Origin of the sequence: Streptomyces californicus (assembly GCF_000717645.1) — a bacterium.
Lineage (GTDB): Bacteria > Actinomycetota > Actinomycetes > Streptomycetales > Streptomycetaceae > Streptomyces > Streptomyces californicus.
Genome location: NZ_JNZZ01000001.1, coordinates 533,178 through 552,829, shown reverse-complemented (window position 1 = coordinate 552,829; position 19,652 = coordinate 533,178). Strand labels below are relative to the sequence as shown.

General features: G+C 73.1%; 20 protein-coding genes. 11 read left to right on the top strand and 9 right to left on the bottom strand.

The genetic code is table 11. The features are described 5' to 3' along the window. Nucleotides 1-186 precede the first annotated feature (186 nt). Nucleotides 187-1,665 (top strand): MFS transporter, encoded by a 1,479-nt coding sequence (locus tag IF19_RS0102330; protein ID WP_030114663.1) that lies wholly within the window; start codon nt 187-189, stop codon nt 1,663-1,665. Here IF19_RS0102330 and IF19_RS1000000138060 read toward each other — a convergent pair. Next, a complete protein-coding gene (locus IF19_RS1000000138060) occupies nt 1,612-1,917 on the bottom strand; it encodes a hypothetical protein (RefSeq protein ID WP_030276090.1) in 306 nt (101 codons plus the stop codon). The two genes, IF19_RS0102330 and IF19_RS1000000138060, sit on opposite strands and share 54 nt — an antisense overlap. 793 nt (nt 1,918-2,710) lie before the next feature. On the opposite strand from IF19_RS1000000138060, the gene panD reads away from it, so the two are divergent. Next, complete coding sequence (gene panD / locus IF19_RS0102320) at nt 2,711-3,136, top strand: aspartate 1-decarboxylase (protein WP_030114664.1); 426 nt, start codon at nt 2,711-2,713, stop codon at nt 3,134-3,136. A 53-nt stretch (nt 3,137-3,189) separates the two neighbouring features. On the opposite strand, the gene IF19_RS0102315 is transcribed toward panD, so the two are convergent. Beyond that, a complete protein-coding gene (locus tag IF19_RS0102315; RefSeq protein WP_030114665.1) occupies nt 3,190-4,440 on the bottom strand; it encodes a GNAT family N-acetyltransferase in 1,251 nt (416 codons plus the stop codon). Between the two features lie 153 nt (nt 4,441-4,593). Beyond that, complete coding sequence (locus IF19_RS0102310; protein WP_050493742.1) at nt 4,594-5,169, bottom strand: SsgA family sporulation/cell division regulator; 576 nt, start codon at nt 5,167-5,169, stop codon at nt 4,594-4,596. A 194-nt stretch (nt 5,170-5,363) separates the two neighbouring features. On the opposite strand from IF19_RS0102310, the gene IF19_RS0102305 reads away from it, so the two are divergent. The 5 genes from IF19_RS0102305 to IF19_RS0102285 all read left to right on the top strand — a co-directional run bounded on the left by IF19_RS0102305 (nt 5,364) and on the right by IF19_RS0102285 (nt 9,325). Next, nucleotides 5,364-5,828: a DUF6389 family protein gene (locus tag IF19_RS0102305; protein ID WP_050490832.1), complete on the top strand. Its 465-nt coding sequence runs from the start codon at nt 5,364-5,366 to the stop codon at nt 5,826-5,828. A gap of 218 nt (nt 5,829-6,046) precedes the next feature. Next, on the top strand, nt 6,047-7,036 hold the full coding sequence (locus IF19_RS0102300) for an acyl-CoA dehydrogenase family protein (RefSeq protein ID WP_078580411.1): 990 nt from the start codon (nt 6,047-6,049) through the stop codon (nt 7,034-7,036). After that, nucleotides 7,033-7,797 carry a PIG-L deacetylase family protein gene (locus tag IF19_RS0102295; protein WP_030119799.1) on the top strand — a complete coding sequence of 255 codons (765 nt, stop codon included), beginning with the start codon at nt 7,033-7,035 and terminating at the stop codon, nt 7,795-7,797. Before IF19_RS0102300 ends, IF19_RS0102295 begins: the two co-directional genes overlap by 4 nt. A gap of 155 nt (nt 7,798-7,952) precedes the next feature. After that, a complete protein-coding gene (locus IF19_RS0102290; RefSeq protein WP_030114671.1) occupies nt 7,953-8,540 on the top strand; it encodes a class I SAM-dependent methyltransferase in 588 nt (195 codons plus the stop codon). A 17-nt stretch (nt 8,541-8,557) separates the two neighbouring features. Beyond that, a complete protein-coding gene (locus IF19_RS0102285) occupies nt 8,558-9,325 on the top strand; it encodes a glycosyltransferase (RefSeq protein ID WP_030187033.1) in 768 nt (255 codons plus the stop codon). A 39-nt stretch (nt 9,326-9,364) separates the two neighbouring features. On the opposite strand, the gene IF19_RS0102280 is transcribed toward IF19_RS0102285, so the two are convergent. From IF19_RS0102280 to IF19_RS0102270, 3 genes are all read right to left on the bottom strand, one after another. Next, complete coding sequence (locus IF19_RS0102280) at nt 9,365-10,210, bottom strand: helix-turn-helix transcriptional regulator (protein ID WP_030276092.1); 846 nt, start codon at nt 10,208-10,210, stop codon at nt 9,365-9,367. Nucleotides 10,211-10,274: 64 nt separating this feature from the next. Further along, on the bottom strand, nt 10,275-11,030 hold the full coding sequence (locus IF19_RS0102275; RefSeq protein ID WP_030114676.1) for an SDR family NAD(P)-dependent oxidoreductase: 756 nt from the start codon (nt 11,028-11,030) through the stop codon (nt 10,275-10,277). 265 nt (nt 11,031-11,295) lie between these two features. After that, nucleotides 11,296-11,625, bottom strand: a complete 330-nt coding sequence (locus tag IF19_RS0102270) for a hypothetical protein (RefSeq protein ID WP_030187040.1) — start codon at nt 11,623-11,625, stop codon at nt 11,296-11,298. A gap of 107 nt (nt 11,626-11,732) precedes the next feature. On the opposite strand from IF19_RS0102270, the gene IF19_RS0102265 reads away from it, so the two are divergent. Further along, complete coding sequence (locus IF19_RS0102265) at nt 11,733-12,320, top strand: DoxX family membrane protein (RefSeq protein ID WP_030114678.1); 588 nt, start codon at nt 11,733-11,735, stop codon at nt 12,318-12,320. A 199-nt stretch (nt 12,321-12,519) separates the two neighbouring features. On the opposite strand, the gene IF19_RS0102260 is transcribed toward IF19_RS0102265, so the two are convergent. Both IF19_RS0102260 and IF19_RS0102255 read right to left on the bottom strand, forming a co-directional pair. Further along, nucleotides 12,520-12,801, bottom strand: a complete 282-nt coding sequence (locus IF19_RS0102260) for a hypothetical protein (protein ID WP_030114679.1) — start codon at nt 12,799-12,801, stop codon at nt 12,520-12,522. Between the two features lie 292 nt (nt 12,802-13,093). Continuing rightward, entirely contained in the window at nt 13,094-13,897 is an 804-nt protein-coding gene (locus tag IF19_RS0102255; protein WP_030114680.1) for a hypothetical protein, read from the bottom strand. A 444-nt stretch (nt 13,898-14,341) separates the two neighbouring features. On the opposite strand from IF19_RS0102255, the gene IF19_RS0102250 reads away from it, so the two are divergent. From IF19_RS0102250 to IF19_RS0102240, 3 genes are all read left to right on the top strand, one after another. Next, a complete protein-coding gene (locus tag IF19_RS0102250) occupies nt 14,342-15,820 on the top strand; it encodes a sugar porter family MFS transporter (protein ID WP_030114681.1) in 1,479 nt (492 codons plus the stop codon). Further along, nucleotides 15,820-17,283 carry a glucose-6-phosphate dehydrogenase gene (zwf, locus tag IF19_RS0102245; protein WP_030114682.1) on the top strand — a complete coding sequence of 488 codons (1,464 nt, stop codon included), beginning with the start codon at nt 15,820-15,822 and terminating at the stop codon, nt 17,281-17,283. Before IF19_RS0102250 ends, zwf begins: the two co-directional genes overlap by 1 nt. 137 nt (nt 17,284-17,420) lie before the next feature. After that, on the top strand, nt 17,421-18,488 hold the full coding sequence (locus IF19_RS0102240; RefSeq protein ID WP_050490831.1) for an FUSC family protein: 1,068 nt from the start codon (nt 17,421-17,423) through the stop codon (nt 18,486-18,488). Nucleotides 18,489-18,556: 68 nt separating this feature from the next. On the opposite strand, the gene IF19_RS0102235 is transcribed toward IF19_RS0102240, so the two are convergent. Then, nucleotides 18,557-19,492 carry an alpha/beta fold hydrolase gene (locus tag IF19_RS0102235; RefSeq protein WP_078580406.1) on the bottom strand — a complete coding sequence of 312 codons (936 nt, stop codon included), beginning with the start codon at nt 19,490-19,492 and terminating at the stop codon, nt 18,557-18,559. Nucleotides 19,493-19,652 lie beyond the last annotated feature (160 nt).

Genomic DNA, 19,652 nt, shown 5'->3' with positions numbered 1-19,652 from the left:
GGACTGGACGACGAGTGTGGCGGCCATAGTTGCCCCCGGCCGTGTGCCCCCGTTTGGCGCGCGGTAGAACTCCCCCCTTGCGGCACCTCATGGTGGTGTCCATCGTTCTCGCGATCTTCTGTGTCGTGTGACGGGGTGCAGGACCGCGCGTCTGCTCCTACACCTCCGACACAGGATGTCATCGCCTTGACCAAGCAGTCCTTTTCCGGGGACACCGTGCCCTCGCCGGTTCCCCACACCACCGCTGATGCGGCCGAGTCGCCCGATCCGAAGCGGTGGTGGGCTCTCGCCGTCATCGCAGGTGCTCAGCTCATGGTGATTCTCGACGGCACGATCGTGAACATCGCCCTGCCCTCCGTCCAGAACGGGCTGGGCATGTCGGACGCGAACCGGCAGTGGGTGATCACCGCGTACTCCCTGTCCTTCGGCGGCCTGCTCCTCCTCGGCGGCCGGATCGCCGATCTGGTCGGCCGCAAAAGCACCTTCATGATCGGTCTGGTCGGGTTTGCCGCCGCCTCTGCGCTCGGCGGCGCGGCCGACGGCCCCGGGACGCTGTTCGCGGCGCGGGCCCTGCAAGGGGCCTGCGCCGCGGTTCTGGCCCCGTCCGCGCTGTCACTGCTGACGACGACGTTCACCGACCCCGCCGAGAGGGGCAGAGCGTTCGGGATCTACGGTGCGCTCGCCGGTGGCGGAAGTGCCATCGGGCTGCTGGTGGGCGGCCTGCTCACCGAGTACGCGACTTGGCGCTGGTGCCTCTACGTCAACGTCCCCATCGCGCTGACCGCCCTCGGCGGCGCGCTGGCCTTCCTCAAGAAGAGCCCCGGCCAGCGGGGAGTGCGCCTCGACGTTCCCGGCGCGCTGCTCGCCTCCGGCGGGCTTGTGGCAATCGTGTACGGCTCCAGCGACGCCGAATCCGCCGGCTGGGCCGACCCGGTGGTCCTGACCCTGTTCGCAGCCGGCGTCGCCCTGCTCGCCGTCTTCGTGTGGTGGCAGTCCCGCGCCAAGCATCCGATGCTGCCGCTGCACATCGTCAGGGACAGAACCCGTGCGGCGGCACTCGCGACGATGGGCCTGGCCACCGTCGCCATGTTCGGAGCCTTCCTGTTCCTGACCTACTACCTCCAGACCATCCTCGACTACTCACCCCTGAGGACGGGACTGGCGTTCCTGCCGATGTCCGTCACGATCGTCGTCGGCGCGACGCAGATTGCCTCCCGGCTCCTGCCCCACACCGCCCCCCGCAACCTGATGGCCCCCGGCGCGCTCCTCGCGGCCGGCGGCATGCTGCTCCTGACCCGCCTGAGCACGAACTCCACCTACGCCACCGGGGTACTGCCAGCGCTGGTTCTGCTCGGTCTGGGTATGGGGCTGACCTTCATGCCCGTCTACGCGACGGCGACCGCCGGGGTCGCCCCGAAGGACGCCGGAGTGACGTCCGCCGTCGTCTCCACCTTCCAGCAGATCGGCGGCTCCCTGGGCACCGTCCTGCTGAACACGATCGCGTCGTCCGCCGCCACCCGCTACATCGACGCCTACCCGTCCCGGAGCCGGGACCTGGGGGAGGGGATGGTGCACGGCTTCACCGTCGCGGCTTGGTGGTCGGCGGGCGTGCTACTCCTTGCGGCACTGGTCGCGGCCATGGCCAGGACACCTGAGAAACCCTGACGAAACGTAGGTCTTCTCGTAGCCGCCGGTGCCGACTGCGGCCCGGGTGACCTCGACGCGGGTGGGCAGGCCAGCCGCCGACAGCGTCAGGGCGGTCTTGGTGACCGCGGTGCCCGCCTTGGTGGCGGTGACGGCGGTGACGCGGCCCGCTCGGTCGTAAGTGCGTTCCTCGGTCTCCGTGTTGGGCAGTGCCGTCCTGGTGAGGTGGCCCGCCGCGTCGGAGGTGTAGGTGGTGGTGCCGTCGGCCGTCATCGTGGCGGTGCGGCCGTCGTCGTCGTAGGTGTAGCCGATGGTGTTGCCGTCGGAGTACTTGCGGGTGGGCAGCTCCGTTCTGGTCGGTCTGGGAAGTGATCCGGCCCGCGGTTTCGTAGGTGTTGCCGACCTTGCCGCCCGCGGGGTCGGTGTAGGACGACAACCGTTGGTTCGCGTCGTGCGTGTAGGAGGAGGTCTTTCCGGCGGGGTCGGTCACCGAGGTCAGCAGATCACCGGTGTAGCCGTAGGACACCGATGTCGTGTCCGGCAGGGCCGCCTTGGTCAGCAGTCCGTCGGCGCCGACCGTGAACGTCGTCGTGCGTCCGGCGGCGTCCTTGACGGAAGCGAGCCTGCCGGACGCGTAGGTCAGGGTCAGCCCCTTACCCGCCTTGTCCGCGACGGAGGTGAGCTGGCCGCCGCTGGTGAAGGTCCGCCTGGTGTGGTCGGGCGTCGTCAGGACGTAGTCACTGGTCCCCTCGACCAGCTTGGCCCTCGACCCGGCCGGGGATGCGTACGTCCCGCCGCTGTTCCGCGTGAACACGAACGACGCTCCGTCGTCCGCCCGGTAGGTGGCCTTTCCCGTCGCGACGGTGAACTTCGAGTCGAACGGTCCCGCCCAGCCTCGGCCCAGCAGGCCCGCCGCGGTCGCCGCCGCCGTACTGGAGTGGTGCGTGGCGGGCTGACCGGCCCGTGCGGCCGGACGACCTCCGGCCGCACTCCGTCCCCGCACCTCCGCCGCGCGCGGCGGCCCGCCCATCCGTAGAGAACCCACAGCAGTGAGGGAACGCACCCCATGTTCAGGTCCATGATGAAGTCGAAGATCCACCGGGCCACGGTGACCCAGGCCGATCTTCACTACGTCGGCTCCGTCACCGTCAGCGCCGACCTGATGGAGGCGGCGAACCTCCTGCCCGGGGAGAAGGTCGACATCGTCGACATCGACAACGGGGCGAGGCTCACCACCTACGTGATCGAGGGTCCGCGCGACTCGGGCGTCATCGGCATCAACGGCGCGGCTGCCCGGCTGATCAGCCCGGGGGACCTCGTCATCCTCATCGCCTACGCGATGGTGGAGGACCACGAGGCCGCCGCCTTCCGCCCCAGCGTGGTGTTCGTGGACTCCGCCAACGCCCCGGTGGCCTGCGGCCAGGACGCCACAGCGGTGCCGGACGGCTACGGACTGATGCCCGGCGACACCGTCACGGCGGACGCCGGCTGACCGGGCGGTCCGGCACACACCGGGCGGGGCGCGCACACGCCGGGGGATGACATTCAGAACCAGTGCAGGCAGTGCGGGGACAGGTCGGTGCGGAAGAGGGCGTCGGCCAGGGCGGCGGCGCTCGGGTGGTGGGCCCGGATGTGGCCGGCCCGGACCAGGGTGCTCGGGGCGGTGCCGCCGAGGTAGAGCGAGCCCAGGTCGCGTACGTCCAGGGACAGGTCGGGGGCCCGGTCCGTCGGGGCGCAGTCGGCCTTGCCGTCGCGGACGGTCAGCGCGTAGCGGCCGTGGTCGCCGAGGAACGGGTCCCGGACGTCGAGGACGAGTTCGCCGTCCACGGGCCAGGCGCGGGCGGTCAGCGCGCCCGGGACGTCCAGCAGCCGTACCCAGAGCCAGTCGGTGTCGTTGCTGACCTCGCCGGCCCGGAAGTCCGCCAACTGCCAGCGCAGCGGATGCTGCGGCGGCACGTGCTTGAACACGACGCGGGAGACGAGGTCGTGCCCGAGCAGGAACCGGGCCAGGGCCGTGAAGACGGCGTCGTCGCCGGCGATGGTCTCGTCGACCGTCAGGGCACCGGACTCGATCGCGTAGCTCGCGTACCCGTCCGGGACGCCGTCGTCGTCCCGGTGCACGGCGATGTAGCGTGGCGCCGGTGAGATCGGAGGCTGACCCGCGCGCAGCTCCCACCAGCGGTGCGGCCGGGACAGCGCGCCGGGCTGGGTGCGCCGGTAGCGGTCGTAGACCTGTTCCAGGATCTCCCCGCACTCGGCGCGCCGCAGGATCTCGATCGTGCCGGCGTCCGCCCCCGGAGCCCCTCGTGTCGCTCGTACGTCCTGGGCGCCGGCCGCATCGTCCGCCCGGGGTGCGGCGAGGGCCGCCCGGTGGCGTTGCACCGTCAGCCGCCCCGTGTGGGTCGCCGGACCGTAGCCGTAACGGCCGTAGATCGGGGCCTCCGAGGCCAGCAGCACCGACAGGAACTCCCCGCGGGCCTTGAGGTCGCCGAGCTGGCGGCGCATCATCGCGCTGAGCACGCCCCGGCGCCGGTGCGAGGGCAGGACCCCGACGGAGGTCACCCCCGACACCGGGACGAGGGCGCCGCCGGGCAGGGTGAGCTCGAAGGAGTACGCGGACGCGGTGCCGACCGGCTTCCCGTCCGCCGTCAGAGCGAGCAGGCAGCGGTCCGTTTCGAGGGCCGACCACCACAGTCCGCCGCCGTCGACCGGGGTCTCCGGGAAGTGCCCGAACGCGGCATGGACGGTGTCGACGAAGACGGCACGGTCCTCGTCGGTCGTGGAACGGATCTCCATCGCTGCGGTTGCTCCCTCATGATGTCGGCACCACGAGGTGTGGCCGCCGGCCCCGGTGGAGTCCTGTCCTGTACCGGGGGCAAGCGCATTCTCCCCGATGCCCGCATCACCCCGTGCGGGGAGGCCGCCGCCGTGCGGAGAAGCCGCCGTTCCTCACGCCGTGCGGAGAAGCCGCCGCTGCTCCTCGTCCCAGTCGGTGCCCGCCAGCTCGTCTCCGAGCGGTACGGCGGCGAGCGTGCCGGCGAGCCACTCGTGGACGGGCTCACGGCGTACGGCGAGGAGGGCGTGGCGTTCCTGGAGACCCAGGCGCAGGAACAGGACGCTGTCGGCCGGGCCCTCGTCGGAAGGCCAGATCATCACCTCGCCCTGTCCCACGAGTTCGTCCAGGCCCGCCAGCAGGAGATCGCGGGAGAACCTCCACCGGGCCAGAGCGCCGGTCGGACCGTGGAACGTGAAGTCCACGGCCAGCGGGTCGTCACGGTCGTAGCGAAGATCCATGACGACGGGGATCCAGGTCTGCTCTCCGCCGTGCACCAGCGCGGGGAGCCGGGCCGGAAGGGCCCCGGGGTGGCCGGACACGTCGACCGGTCTTCTTCGCAGGCACACGGAGGCCGGATCCGGGTCCTGGTGGCCGATGTCCGCCCGGAGGGCCGGGGGCTGCGGCGCGGAGGGCCCCAGCAGGGCGACGACGCGGGCGAGCCGACGGCGGAACGCGGGCAGGATGAACATGGGAACTCCGGGTGCGAGGGGGAGGAGGACAGCCGCTTCCTGACCGTCGAGCAATGCGCGGATACCCGCCTTCGGGTGTCCTATGCCCGCCGACGCCCCTCCACGGGGGAGGCCCCGCTGCCGCTGGCGGGGGAGACGTCTCATCGGCGCTCTCTCCCGCCGTCGACCGCGCCCGCGCCGCCTATCCTGTGCCCGTGGATCTCGACGTACCCGAGGATGCGGACCGTGCCCGGTACCGGGCCGGGCTCAGGCGCGTGCTCGACGAGGCGTCACCGGCGGTCGCACGCCGGCTCGGCCTGATCCGGGACGCTGCCACGGCGCGTACGGACGGCGTGATCATCGACGTGTTCCCTGACCAGGAGGGTGACGGCACCTTCGCCGTCTGGGCGCGGTTCGACGGGGCCGACTCGTTCGCCCTCGACCGGCGACTCGGCGACGAGCGTCAGCTCTTCGCGGTCGTCCACGGCGAGCGAGGCTGGGAGCCGGCCGTCCCCGCACGGCCCGGATCCTGGTCCGACGCGGAGTTCGAGGACGTTCTGCTCGCCACGGTCGTCGAGTGGATCGACGCGCTCGTCCCGGCCGATGCCGCGCGACTGTACTGGGAGGCCACCGTCCCCGGCGGCACCCAGGACCACCATCCGCTCGGACCGAGCCGCTGAGCGGCGACGACGCGCGCCCCCGCCGTCCCCGAGGGATCCCCGGCCGCCCCGGTGCGTGCCCCGCTCTCCCGGCCGGGGCGTTTCACTCCTGGTGAGAGGGGCACTGGGTGGAGCCGCCAGCCGTGCCCGCCCGATCGTGCGGGCACGGGAACCGAGCGAAGGTGGAGGTGTGACCAGCCGTGTCCGACGTGCTCATCAGCCCCGAGAGGTCCCGAACGATGCCGGCAGATCCTGGCGCGCCCGACGAGGTGGCGGCGGCGGCGCGAGGCTTCGCCGACGCGGTCGCGCGCATCGAGGCCGGGGAGCTTGCCTTTCCGCTGCCGGGCTCCGGGCGGACCGCCGAACGGTTCGCGGCCCTGCGCACCGTCGCCGAGGCGGGGCTGAGCACGGCGCGCCTGGTCGAGGGGCATGTCGACGCCGCCGCGATTCTCGCGGAACTCGGGGCGCCGCCGCCGGGCCCGGGTGAGCGGTGGGGGGTGTGGGCGGCCGAGCCCCCGGGCGAGGGGCTCACCGCCGTCCGGCAGGGGGCGGGCTGGGTGCTGAACGGCCTGAAGCAGTACTGCTCCGGCGCGCACAGCTGCACCGACGCCCTGGTCACCGCCCGGGCCGGGGAGTCGCGGAGGCTCTTCGCCGTACGGGTGGCGGCGGAAGGATGCCGACCGGTCGAGGGCACCTGGGGCGCCGTGGGCATGGCGGGCAGCGACACCCCGGACGTGCGGTTCACGGACGTGCCGGCGACCGCGGTCGGCGAGCCGGAGGCGTACGTGGACAGGCCGGGGTTCTGGCACGGCGGCATCGGCGTCGCCGCCTGCTGGTACGGCGGCGCGGTGGCGGTGGCCCGAGTGCTGCGGGAAGCGGCCGAGCACCGTGCCGACCCGCACACCGACGCCCACCTGGGCGCGGTGGACGTACAACTGCACGCGGCCTGGACGCTCCTGGAGCGAGCTGCCCGGGAGATCGACGAGGACCCCCGTGACGACCGGGGCGAGGGCCGGCTGCGGGCGATGCGGACGCGCGCGTTCGTGGAGTCGGTCTGCCGGCAGGTGCTGGACCACGTGGGCCGGGCGACCGGGGCGGGGCCGCTGTGCCACGACACCGGGCACGCCCGTACGGTGGCCGACCTGGGCGTCTACATCCGCCAGCACCACGCCGAACGCGACCTCGCCGGGCTCGGCGCGTACCTGGCCAGGCCGGAGGCGGGGCGATGACGGGCGTCCTCGACGGTGGTCACGCCGATCCCATCCAGGCCCCCGGCACCCCCGAAGCGGCCTGGCAGGCGTGGCCGGGGTGGCAGGACCTTCCGGAGGCCGCCCTGGACTCCGTCGGCCGCGTGGTGGTGGTCGCCGCCCACCCCGACGACGAGGTGCTCGGATTCGGCGGCGCGCTGGCGCTGCTCGCGGCGTCGGGCACGGAGGTGACGGTCGTCGCGGTCACCGACGGCGAGGGCTCCCACCCCGACAGCGACCTCGTCACCGCGCCCGAGCTGGTACGGCTGCGTACGGCCGAGACGCGTGCGGCGCTGGCCGAACTCGGCGCGGCGGACGCGACCGTCGTACGCCTGCGGATCCCGGACACGCGGGTGGAGGCGTACGAGGACGAGGTCGCGGCCCGGATCGCCTCCGTGGCCGAAGGGGCGGACCTGCTGGTCGCGCCCTGGACCGGGGACGTGCACGGCGACCACGAGGCGGCCGGCAGGGCCGCCGTGCGGGCTGCGGCCTCCGCGGGCATCCCGTGCTGGCTCTATCCGGTGTGGATGTGGCACTGGGCCGAGCCGGGCGATTCCCGGGTGCCCTGGCGGAGCGCCGCCGTCGTCCGGCTGTCCCCGACGGCGCTGGAGCGCAAGACGGCGGCGGTCGGGCGGTTCGTCACCCAGATCGCCCCGCTCGGACCGGGGCCGGGCAACGCGGCGATCCTGCCCCCGCACGAGCTGGCACACCACCTGCGCGACCGGGAGGTGGTCTTCCGATGAGCGGCGACCGCACGGCACCGGGCGCGTCCCGTGCGCCGGACGTGCCCCGGGCCCCGGCGGCCTCCCGTGCCGCCGACGCGGGCCGTACGCCGGACGCCTCCGCTGCGTCGCACGCCTCCGGCGCGGCAGGCACCCCCGCCGCGTACTTCGAGGACATGTACCGCGACGCCTCCGACCCCTGGCACCTCGCCGAGCGGTGGTACGAGCGCCGCAAGTACGACCTCACCCTGGCGGGCCTTCCGCTGCCGCGCTACCGCCGCGCCTTCGAACCCGCCTGCTCAGTGGGGGAGCTGACGGTGCGACTGGCCGAGCGGTGCGATCGGGTCGTGGCCTGCGACCGGGTGGAGTCCGCCGTCGCGACCGCCCGCGAGCGCACGTCCGCGCTGCCTCACGTGGACGTGCGCCACCTGACCGTCCCCGACCAGTGGCCCTCCGGCGGCTTCGACCTCATCGTCCTGTCCGAACTGCTCTACTACTTCGACGCACCCACCCTCGACCGCGTCCTGGACCTCGCCGCCGGTTCCCTGGAGCCCGGCGGCACCCTGGCCACGGTCCACTGGAACCACCCGGTCCCCGACCACCGGGGGACGGGCGCCACGCTCGCCCGTACGGTCGCCGCCGTCCCCGGACTGACGCTGACGGCGGACCACCGCGAGGCCGACTTCGTGCTCCAGGTGTACGAGCGCACCGGACCCGACGGCGCGGCCGTCCTCTCGCCGGCCGCGCGCGAAGGACTCGTGTGAGCGGCCGGAGCGGGGCGGTGCGCGCCCCAGCCGGCGCCCCTCCCGTCGCCGTCGCCGTCGTCATCCCGGCCCGCGACGAGGAAGCCCTGCTTCCGGCCGCCCTGGCTTCGGTGCGTGCGGCGGCCGGGCATCCCGGTGTCGGCGCGACGCCCGTGCTCACGGTGGTCGTGGCCGACACCTGTACGGACGCCACCGCAGCCGTCGCCCGCGCCGCGGGCGCCCAGGTCGTACCGGTCGGGTTCCGCAACGTCGGCCGGTCCCGCGCCGCGGGCGTCCTCACCGCGCTCAGCTTCTTCGGTGACGTCCCCGGCCCGGTGTGGATCGCCTCGACGGACGCCGACAGCACGGTGCGCCCGGACTGGCTCGCCCACCAGCTGGCCCGCGCCGCCGAAGGCTGGGACGCGGTCGTCGGCACGGTGACCGCCGACCGCTGGCCGCCGGGCAAGCCCCACCTGGCCGCGCGCTACCACCGCCTCTACGAGACGACCCGTCCACCGTCGGGCCGCCCCTGGCACCACCCCCACGTGCACGGGGCGAACCTCGGCGTCGGCAGCCGGGCCTATACGGCGGCCGGCGGCTTCCCGCCCGCCGCGCTCGACGAGGACCGGGGCCTGGTCGACGCGCTGGAACGTACCGGCGCACGCATCCTGCGCACCGCCGACTGCCCCGTGACCACGTCGACCCGTACCACCCCGCGCGCGCAGGGCGGTTTCGGCGACCACCTGGCCAACCTCGAACGGGCGGTTCCCCCGCTCGCCGCGTCGAGCGGGGAGCCCGTGAGCTGAGCGGGAGGCCCCCGCCCCCCCGCTGCCCGTGAGCCGCCGCTAGGTGCCCGCGGGACGCGCTCCCAGGACCGGCAGCAGCCGCAGCTTCTCGTCGTCCGCCGACCCCGGCGCGGCGGTGTACACCAGCAGCGTCTGGTTCTGCTCCGGGTCCACCAACACCTGGCACTGCAGGGTGAGGACGCCCAGCTCCGGGTGGCGTACGCGCTTGGGGTCCACACGCGGGGCGTCGATCTCGTGCACGCTCCACAGCGAGGCGAACTCCTCGCTGCGCTCCAGGAGGAGGTCGCGCAGCTCCTCGGCGCGGCCGCCCGCCCCCTGCCGGGAGTAGGCGGCGCGCAGGCCGGAGGCGAAGAAGCGGCTGTGCAGCGGATGGTCCTCCTCCGGGTACAGCAGCCGGGTGGCGGGATCGGTGAACCACCGGTAGGTGAGGCTGCGTTCGGAACCGGTGTACCCCGTCTGGTCGCCGAGGAGCGCGGCCGCCATCGTGGTCTGGGCCAGGGTCTCCGCGACATCGCTGACGACCTGTGCGGGGGTGTCGTCCAGTCGCCCCAGGATGCGCATCAGACCGGGCGTGATGTGGTCCGAGCGGAGAGAGCCCGGGCGGGAGGGAGTGTTGTGCCCGGCGATACGGAAGAGGTGATCGCGTTCGGCGAGCGAGAGCCGCAGGCCGCGGGCGATCGCGGCGAGCATCGGCTCCGACGGCTGCGGGCCTCGCCGCTGCTCCAGCCGGCTGTAGTAGTCGGTGGACATGCCGCTCAGCGCCGCCGCCTCCTCCCGCCGAAGCCCTCGGGTACGGCGGCGCGGCCCGCGGGGCAGGCCCACGTCCTCCGGTTGCAGGACTTCGCGGCGGGTGCGCAGGAAGTCCGCGAGCTGGGCTCGGTCCACGGTTGTGGTCTCTCCCTCGTGTCCGGGCCTCGAAGGCCGGAGCGGTGGTGGCGGGCGGGGTGGCTCAGAGCAGCATGCCGCCCGACGCCTCGATCCGCTGCCCGGTGACCCAGGACGTGCCTTCGGCGAGCAGCGCGGCGGCAGCGGCTCCGATGTCCTCGGGTTCTCCGGGTCGGCCCATGGCCGTGACGCCGCTCAGCATGGACCGCATCCCGTCGTCGTCGCGGACTCCGCCGCCGCCGAAGTCGGTGCCGGTGGCTCCCGGCGCCAGGGCGTTGACCGCGATACCGCGCGGGCCCAGCTCCTTGGCGAGGTAGCGGGTGAGGATCTCCACGGCGCCCTTGGCCGACGCGTACGCGGCGGTGGGAGCGGCGATGAAGCGGGTGAGCCCGGTGGAGACGTTGAGGATGCGCCCGCCGTCCTTGATCAGCGGCAGCAGGGCCTGCGTGAGGAAGAAGACGCCCTTGACGTGGACGTCCATCAGCCCGTCGAACTGCTCCTCGGTGGTCTCCTCGAACGGCGCGTGCACGCCGTGACCGGCGTTGTTGACGAGGACGTCGAAGTCGTCGCGCTCCCACTCCCGGGACAGTGCCTCCCGTACCTGTGCGGTGAAGGCCGGGAACGTCGAAGTGTCTCCGGCGTCCAGCCGCAGGGCGACCGCCGTGCGCCCCAGCTTCCGGACCTCCTCCACGACGGCCTCGGCCTCCCCGTGGTGCGAGCGGTAGGTGAGGATCAGATCGGTGCCGGCCGCGGCGAGGTGGAGGGCGGTGCTGCGTCCGAGGCCCCGGTTGGCGCCGGTGATCAGAGCGATGCGCGTCATGGTGGTTGCCTTTCAGCCAGGTGCGGGCGGACCTCGGTCCGCCGCCTTCCCCTCCACGGTGTCGCAGGCGGAAGGGCGGATGAAGGCAGTGGTGATCCAGGGACCGCGAATCCCCCCATACGGGCTCCGGCCGCCGGTACGGGCGGAGAAGCGGCCCTCCTCCACGGGCCGGAGGGCTCTCCCCGAGGCCATCCGCACGCGGCCGGGCCCGGTCGGCCCGCGCTCCGCCCCGCCACATCTTCCCCGGCTCAGGTCTTCACCCGGCTCATGCCTTCGCCTCGTCGCCGTCGAACCACGCGAGCCCGTCGCGCCATCGCCGGGTGCGCTCGCGCGCGGACTGCTCCCACCACGGGTCGCCCCGCTCCCCGAGCGCGACCTTGGCCCGCTGCACCCGTGCGCGCGCCCGCCGCAGCGCCGCCTCGTCCTCGGCGCGCTTGGCCTCCCGTACCGCCCGGCGTGCCGCCATGAGGTGGGAGCGCAGGGCGGCGGCCGCGTCCTCCGGGATGTCCGGATCGGTGGCCCGCCAGCGGCGGCCGTCGATGATCACGTACCGCCCGTCGTCCGTCCGGTCCGGACCGCTGCGCTCCGATGGCATGCCCTCATGATGCGCCGCTCCGCCGTCCGGGGCCCGCGACGGGGCCACCCGGAGGACACGGGCACGCGGGCGCGTGTGCTCCGCCCGTGACGGGGCAGCCGACGGACATGGCTGTTCTCCGCAGATTCGCCCGGCCCCTTCTGGCCTCGAAGTTCATCCGTGACGGGTACGCGGCGGTACGCAACCCGGCCGTCCCCGCTGCCCGAGGGGAGGTCGGCAGAGGCCCCGTCCCCGCCGTCTCCCGGCTGCGCCTGCCGGACGATCCCGAGCAGTTCGTCCGTATCCAGGGGGCGGTACGGCTCGGCGCGGGCGTCCTCCTCGCCCTGGGGCGGGCCCCGCGTACGGCCTCGGCGGCCCTGGCGGCGACGCTGGTGGCGTCGGCGCTGACGCCGTACGTCTACCCGAAGGCGGGAGACGCGGACCCCGAGGCGAGGGAGGCCGAGCGGGCGGACCTGCTCACGGACGTCTCGCTGCTCGGCGGCCTGCTCATCGCCGCGGCCGACACGCACGGCAAGCCCTCGCTCGCCCACCGGACCCGCCGTGCGGCGGGCCACGCGTCCGGCGCGGTCACCCATCGCGTCACCACCGTCTCCGACCGGGTGGGCGACGTGGCGGACCGGGTGGGCGATGTCGCGGACTCGGCGGTCAAGACCGTCTCCGACTCGGTCGAGGCAGCACGCAAGCGCCTCCCCTGACAGCGCCACCACACGGAGGACCGGCCGTTCCGCGCGACGAGCGGGGGCCGGTCCTCGTGCTGGGCGCCGGTGCCTCCGCGTCACGTGGCCAGGCCGGTCCGTCTGATGGAGGGGTGTCGTCCAGGCGGCCGTTCGTACGTCAGCGGGCGCGGCACGCGGGGAGCACGCGGTAGAGCAAAACGTTTTTCCCGACCCCGCGTCAGTCCGGGAACAGCTCTCCGCCGTGCGAGGGCGCGGGACGTCGGTGCGAGGCCGGCCGGTCGTCCGGGCCGGGGGCCGGTGAGGTCCAGATGGCCGCCAGCCCGAGCGGGCGGTAGCCGTCCTCCTGGGTCCAGGGGGACGTGGCGGAACGGTCCTGCGCCGGGGTGTGCGGCAGCGGGGCCGGTTTGCGTTCGATGCCGCCCAGGCGCTGCTCGAAGTCGGCCTGCAGCCGGTTCAAGGTGTCGAGGAAGTCCTTGAGCGGAACGCTTCCTTCGTGCATCTGCTCCTCGTTTCCTGCATGGTTCCCATCACCCTGTACTGGAGTCGGAACGCACAGATGTTCACCGAAGGCGCGTCAGCTGTGGCCTCGCCGCCCCGGAGGTAGTCAAGGTTTGAAACGAAACATGTTTTCTAGTGCCGCACCCCGCACAACGAGCTCTTTCGCCGGAAGAAGTGCGGCATTCGGGTGACCCGATGTGAACGTGCCGTGTTCGCCCCGGAGTGTCCGGTAAGCGGCTCGGCGCGGATGCCGGATCCTTCGGGATCCTCCGCTCGGGGGCTCCGTCGGCGTATCAGCGCCACCACGGTTCGCGGACGTACAGGCTTTCCTCGCCCGTGCAGCCCGTGCCGTTGGAGATCTCCTCCGTGTCCAGGTTCCAGCCCACGACTCCGTTGCCCTTGCGGCCCAGTTCGATCAGGCGGTTGCTCTCGGTCCGGGTGGCCTCGGTGACCTCGCAGCGAACGATCGACGTCCACGCCTGCCCGTCCAGCGCGGCGACGAACGCCAGTACCGGGAGGGCGAACACCGTCAGGCCCAGGGCCGCCCACTGTTCCAGGGCCGCCGCCCGGCGCAGTCCCCGGGGCGGCCGGAAGCTGCCGTCGTCCCGGTGCGAGCCGCCCCGGTGCCCGTGCGGGCGCCGCCTGCCGGTGCGGTACTCCACCACGACGCCCTTGCGCAGCGCGTACGCCGCGAGCCCCGTGCCCAGACCCCACCACGGGCCGAAGAAGCACGTGACCAGCACCGCCATCGCGACCGGGTTGACCACCGTCAGCGCCACCCGCTGGAGCGCGCGGACGACGCCCCCGCCCACCGGGACCGCGCCGCGCGCCGCGAACAGGGCGAACACCACGCGGGAGACGACCACGGCCAGTACGGAGGCGAGGAGCGGGTCGGTGAGCACCATGCCGATCAGGACGTCGGGCCAGTTCGCCGGTTCCATCCCGACGAACACGTCGCGCGCCGCGGCCCCGCCCCCGACCGTGTACGCCACCTTCGTCACCGGCACCGCGAACGCCACCGCCAGCAGGACCGTGTGCCCGGGGCCGCCCTTGCTGTCCGCCGAGCGTTCCTCGGCCTCCTCGTCCGGGTGGGCCATGAGCGTTCCCGCCTCCCGTACGGCCGACAGCGGGCGGCGGCGGGGAGTCGCCGCGCCTGCTCGGCAGCCTGCCTCTCCCGCCCCGGCCCGGCCACTCGCGCTACGCCGGCCGGGGTGCCACCCGCGCGTACCGCCTGCCTGCCGAGGCGGCACCCGGGTCCGCGTATCACCCGGCGCGACGTCCCGTACGCGTACGCGCCGCCGACGCCGGGTCCGCGTGTCGCCCGGCGCCGCGTCCCGTCCGCCTGCGTGCTGACCAGTGGCGGGCGTCAGGTATCGCGTTCCGTACGCCCGCGCCGACCGGAGACGGGGGCGTACGGCGTTCCGTACGGTTCCGTCTCCGCGAACCACCCGATTGCGTCGTACGGTCATCGTTTCGTCCGGAAAGGTGGTGGTCTGGCCAGGACGAGCCCGCTCACGACAGAGCACGACAGAGGGAGCGAGATGGTTCAGGGCTTCTCCAAGGAACCGGGCACCCACGGGCCGCTCACCGAGATCCCGCCGGAAGGGCAACGGAAGATCACCCGCTGGGCGGCCGCGATCGCGCTCGGCGGCTTCCTGTTCGGCTTCGACACCGGGGTCGTGTCCGGAGCCCTGCTGTACATCAAGCAGGACTTCGGCCTCAACTCCTTCGAGCAGGGCAGCGTGGTCAGTGTGCTGCTCATCGGCGCGGTGGTCGGCGCCACCTCGGCCGGGCGGCTCTCCGACGGCCTCGGCCGGAGGAAGGCGCTCGGACTGATCGGCGCGGTGTTCATCGTCGGCACGGCGATCGCGAGCACCGCGAACGGCTACCCCGTCCTCATGGTGGGCCGGATCATCCTCGGCCTCGCGGTCGGGGCGGCGTCGGCGACGGTTCCCGTCTACCTCTCCGAGATCTCGCCGACGAAGATCCGCGGCCGGCTGCTCACCATGAACCAGTTGATGATCACCCTCGGCATCCTGATCGCGTACCTGGTCAACCTCGCCTTCTCCAGCAGCGAGATGTGGCGGGCCATGTTCGCCGTCGGCGCGGTCCCGGCCGCCCTCATGGTGGCGGCGGCCCTGTGGTTCCTGCCCGAATCGCCCCAGTGGCTCATCGCCAACGGCCAGGCCGAACAGGCGCGCAAGGGGATCGCCTCGGTCGCCGACGAGGCCACGGCGGACACCCTGGTGGCCCGGGCCCAGCAACGGATCGCCGAGGAGCGCGAGCAGCGGAAGCGGAACGCCGCGTCCTCCGGCGGGACGGCCAGGAGGCTGCTCACGCCCGACCTGCGTCCGGCGCTCGTCGTCGGGCTCACCCTCGCGGCCGTACAGCAGTTCGGCGGCATCAACACGATCATCTACTACGCCCCGACCATCATCCAGCAGACCGGTCTGAACGCGTCGAACTCCATCTTCTACTCCGTGTTCATCGGCCTGATCAACCTGGTCATGACGCTCGTCGCGATCCGCCTGGTCGACCGGGCCGGCCGCCGCGTCATGGTGCTCGTCTCGCTCGCCCTCATGGCGGTCTCGATCTTCATGCTGGGGCTGGCGTTCGTGGTCGGCATGAACTCGGTGCTGACGCTGCTGTTCATGGTCGTCTACATCGCGGCCTACGCCGGCGGCCTCGGCCCCGTCTTCTGGACGCTGCTCGGCGAGATCTTCCCGCCGTCGGTGCGGGCGGAGGGATCGAGCGTGGCCACGGCGGTCAACTGGATCTCCAACTTCGCCGTCAGCCTCGCCTTCCTGCCCGTCGCCTCCGCCCTCGGCCAGGGCGAGACCTTCTGGATCTTCGCCGCGATCTGCGTGGCCGCGTTCTTCTTCGTCGGCCGCTACCTGCCCGAGACCAAGGGCCGCGACCCGGAACAGATCGAGGCGGCGCTGAACGCCCGCTTCGGACGCGACCAGGGACCGCCTGACAACGCCCCGAAGCCGGCCACGCACCGGAAAGGACGGTCGTGATGACCGAGAACCTGCTCAGCCCGCCCGAGATGGAACGGTCCGACGTCCTGGTCCTCTTCGGCATCTCCGGCGACCTCGCCAAGAAGATGCTGCTGCCCGCCCTGTACCGGCTCACCGAGTCCGGCAAGCTCACCGTGCCCGTCATCGGGGTGGCGGCCACCGACTGGGACGACGACGGCTTGCGCAGGCACGCGCGGGAGGCTGTCGCCGCCGAGGGGACGGACATCGACGAGGAGGTCTTCGCCCGGTTCGCGGCGAACCTGTCCATCGTCACCGGCGACTTCACCGACGCCGCCACCTTCACCCGGCTGCGCGAGGCCGTGGCGGGGCGCGGCTTCGTGACGTACTACCTGGCGATCCCGCCGTCGCTGTTCACCGCGGTCGCCGGGTCGCTGGCCGCCGAGGGGCTGAACCGGAACGCCCGGCTGGTGGTGGAGAAGCCGTTCGGCCACGACCTCGCCTCGGCGCGGAAGCTCCAGGACGACCTCTCCGCCCACTTCGACAATGCCCATCTGCTGCGCGTCGACCACTTCCTCGGCAACCGGGCGGTGGAGAGCCTGATGGTCTCCCGGTTCGCCAACACGCTGCTCGCGCCGATCTGGCACCGCGCCTACGTGGACAACGTGCAGATCACCCTCGCCGAGGACTTCGACGTCGCCGACCGCGGCTCCTTCTACGACGCGGTGGGCTGTCTGCGCGACGTGGTCCAGAACCACATGCTCCAGGTCCTCGCCCTCCTCGTGATGGAACCGCCGAGCGCCACCAACGCCCAGGCGCAGGGGCTGGAGAAGTGGCGGGCCCTGCACGCGACCCGCACCATGGACCCCGCCGCGACCGTACGCGGCCAGTACGACGGCTACCGCGACGTCGAGGGCGTCGAGCCGGGCTCCACCACGGAGACCTACTTCGCGACCCGCATGTTCGTCGACAACTGGCGCTGGGCCGACGTCCCCTTCTACCTGCGCAGCGGCAAGGCGCTGGCCGTCTCCGCCACCGAGGTCGTCGTCGAACTGCGCAAGCCCCCGCTGGAACTCTTCGGCGGCGACGACGTCCAGACGCCGCCCAACGTCATCCGCTTCCGCATCGACGGCGACACCGGCATCCGGGCGGACCTGATGCTGAACAAGCCCGAGAGCACCGACGGGCCGCTGACCGTGCCCATCGGCGTCGACTTCGCGCAGGTGCTGGGGCGGCAGGAACTCCCGTACGAGAACATCCTGTACGGGGCCGTCGTCGGCGACCCCGAGTGCTTCGCCTTCTTCCCCACCGTCCTGGAGTGCTGGCGCATCGTGGGCCCGGTCCTGGACCCGGTGGAACCGCCGCTGTCGTACGCGCCGGGAAGCTGGGGCCCGGAGGCGGGGGACCGGCTCCCCGGGCTGCGGAACTGGCACGAGCTGGGGCCCCGCCTGTTCGACGACGCCCGCCCGGCAGGGGAGCGGGGGCCCGCAGCGCCGACCGGCTGAGCGCCCGCCGCGGACCGTGGCCGGGCGGGGCGGGAGCCCGGAGCCCGCGAGTCCGGTGCCCGCGAGGCCGGTGTCCCGGAAGTCCGGTGCCCGCGAGTCCGGGCAGGCAGGGGAGCCCCGGGAAGTGAAGGAGGACGATGTACGAGGCGTGGTCGCGCGTCAAGGGCAATCTGTGGCCGGTGCTCCAGCAGTCCGCGGCGGCCGCGCTCTCCTGGTGGATCGCCGGGACCGTCTTCGACCACCACGTCCCCCTCTTCGCCCCGATCGCCACCCTCGTCGCCCTCAACACCCCGGTGGGCGGGCGCGGCACCAACGCGGTACGGGTCATGTCCGGCGTCATCGCGGGGGTGGTCGTCGGGCAGGCGGCCTTCCGCCTCCTCGGCCACGGCGACGGGGCGGTCGGCGCCGCCGTGCTCTGCGCGCTCCTCGTCGCGCTCCTCATCGACGGTGAGCGCATCACCATGGCGCAGGCCGCCGTGGGCGCGGTGATCTCCGTCGCGGCCGGGCAGCAGGCCGGTATCGACCGGGTACTGGACGCCCTGCTCGGAGCCGGCGTCGCGCTCGTGTTCAGCCAAGTCCTCTTCCCGCCGCACCCGTTCACCCTGCTGAGACGGGCCGAGGCCGACACGTTGAAGGGGCTGGGCCGGGCGCTGGAGCTGACGGCCCGGACCCTGGACGCCTCGGCGGACGAACGGGAGGACCAGCCGTGGAGGGAACTGCGGCCCGTCTACACGCTGCTGGACGATCTCGGCCACACCCGTGACGACGCGATCGCCGTCGCCCGCCGGACGCCGCGCTGGCGCGGCCGGCGCGAGCCCATTCGGCGGGAGATCGCCGCCACACGCCATCTGGACCTGCTCGGCAACAGCTGTCTCACCCTCATCCGGGGCGCCACGATCCTCGACCCCGTCCACCGCAAGGCGTTCGCCGCCACGGTACGGGGGCTGTCCGGGGTCCTGGACGCGCTCGGGGAGGCGCGCGGCAGCCATGTCGTGTTCCAGCACGCCGCCCGGCGCACCCTCGACATCGTCCGGGACGCCCCGGAACGCGGCTCGGCCGTGCCGGTCGCGGTGGGGGAGAGCGTACGGCTGGTCGCCGCCGACATCCTGGTCTTCGCGGGCGCCGACGCGGACGAGGCCGAGCGCGCGGTGCGCGACGGATCCACCGACATCACGGTCGAGCGCCGGGCCCACCCCGGGGAGTAGGTCCGGGCCCTGCCGAAGGCGCTCCTGCGTACCCCCGGAGGTAGGCCCCGGGCCCTGCCGAAGACGGGCTACCGCGGCCGTTCCGGGCCGCCCCGGGACCGGTCCGCGAGGTGTGCGCGCAGGAGTCCGGCCACCTCGGAGGCGGCCTGCTCCGGGATCCAGTGGCCGACCCCGGCCAGCGTACGGAAGGTGTACGGGCCGGACACCAGGGCGCGGGTGCGCCGCGCGCCCGCCTGCCCCAGGGCCGGGTCGCTGTCACTGTTGACGAAGAGGGTGGGCACGGTGATCCTCGCCAGCTGCCCCGGTGTGCTGAACGGCATCGCCCGGTACCAGTTGAGCGCGGGGGTGAGCGCTCCCGAGGCCACCAGGTGCTCCATGTCCCGGACGAGACGCCCCGGTTCCTGCCCCGCCGCCAGCCGCTCGGTGACGCGCGGGGCCGAGGCCGGGTCGATGCGGCGCAGCAACAGTTCGGGCAGCCACGGCACTTGGAAGGCGTACATGTACCAGGACATCAGGAACTGGCGGCTGGTGACGAGCGACCGCATGAAGGCGGCTGGATGCGGGACCGAGAGCGCCGTCAACGTGGCCACCAGGTCCGGCCGCGCGCCGGCCAGCGTCCAGGCGACCGCGGCGCCCCAGTCGTGCCCGACGACGTGCACCGTGCGCCCGGCGGGGCAAGCCACCCCGATGAGCGCGACGACGTCCTCGACGAGCTGGGACATCCGGTAGGCGAACCTGCCGCGCGGCCGGGCCCGGGGCGAGTACCCCCGCTGGTCGGGGGCGAGGGTGCGGTACCCCTGAGCGTGCAGCAGCGGCGCGAGCAGAGCCCACGAGGAGGACGTCTGCGGGAACCCGTGCAGGAGCACCACGATCTCCCCGTCGAGCGGACCCCCGTCCACGACGTCGAAGACCAGGCCGTCACGGTCGTACGAGGTGATCCGCCGACCGTCCGCCCGGCCCGGGTGCGGCCCGCCGTGATCCCGGCCGCTGTGATGGATGCCCATGAACACTCCTCCGCGGTGTACGAGTTCGAACGGGCGACAGGCCCTGGCCGACCGGATGGACGGGAGCCGGACGTCGGGGACACCTACCCGAAAGTGAGGGGTGACAACAGGCTTGCCGGGCAACGGTGTTGCCGGTGGGTGCTCCGGCATCCGGCATCCG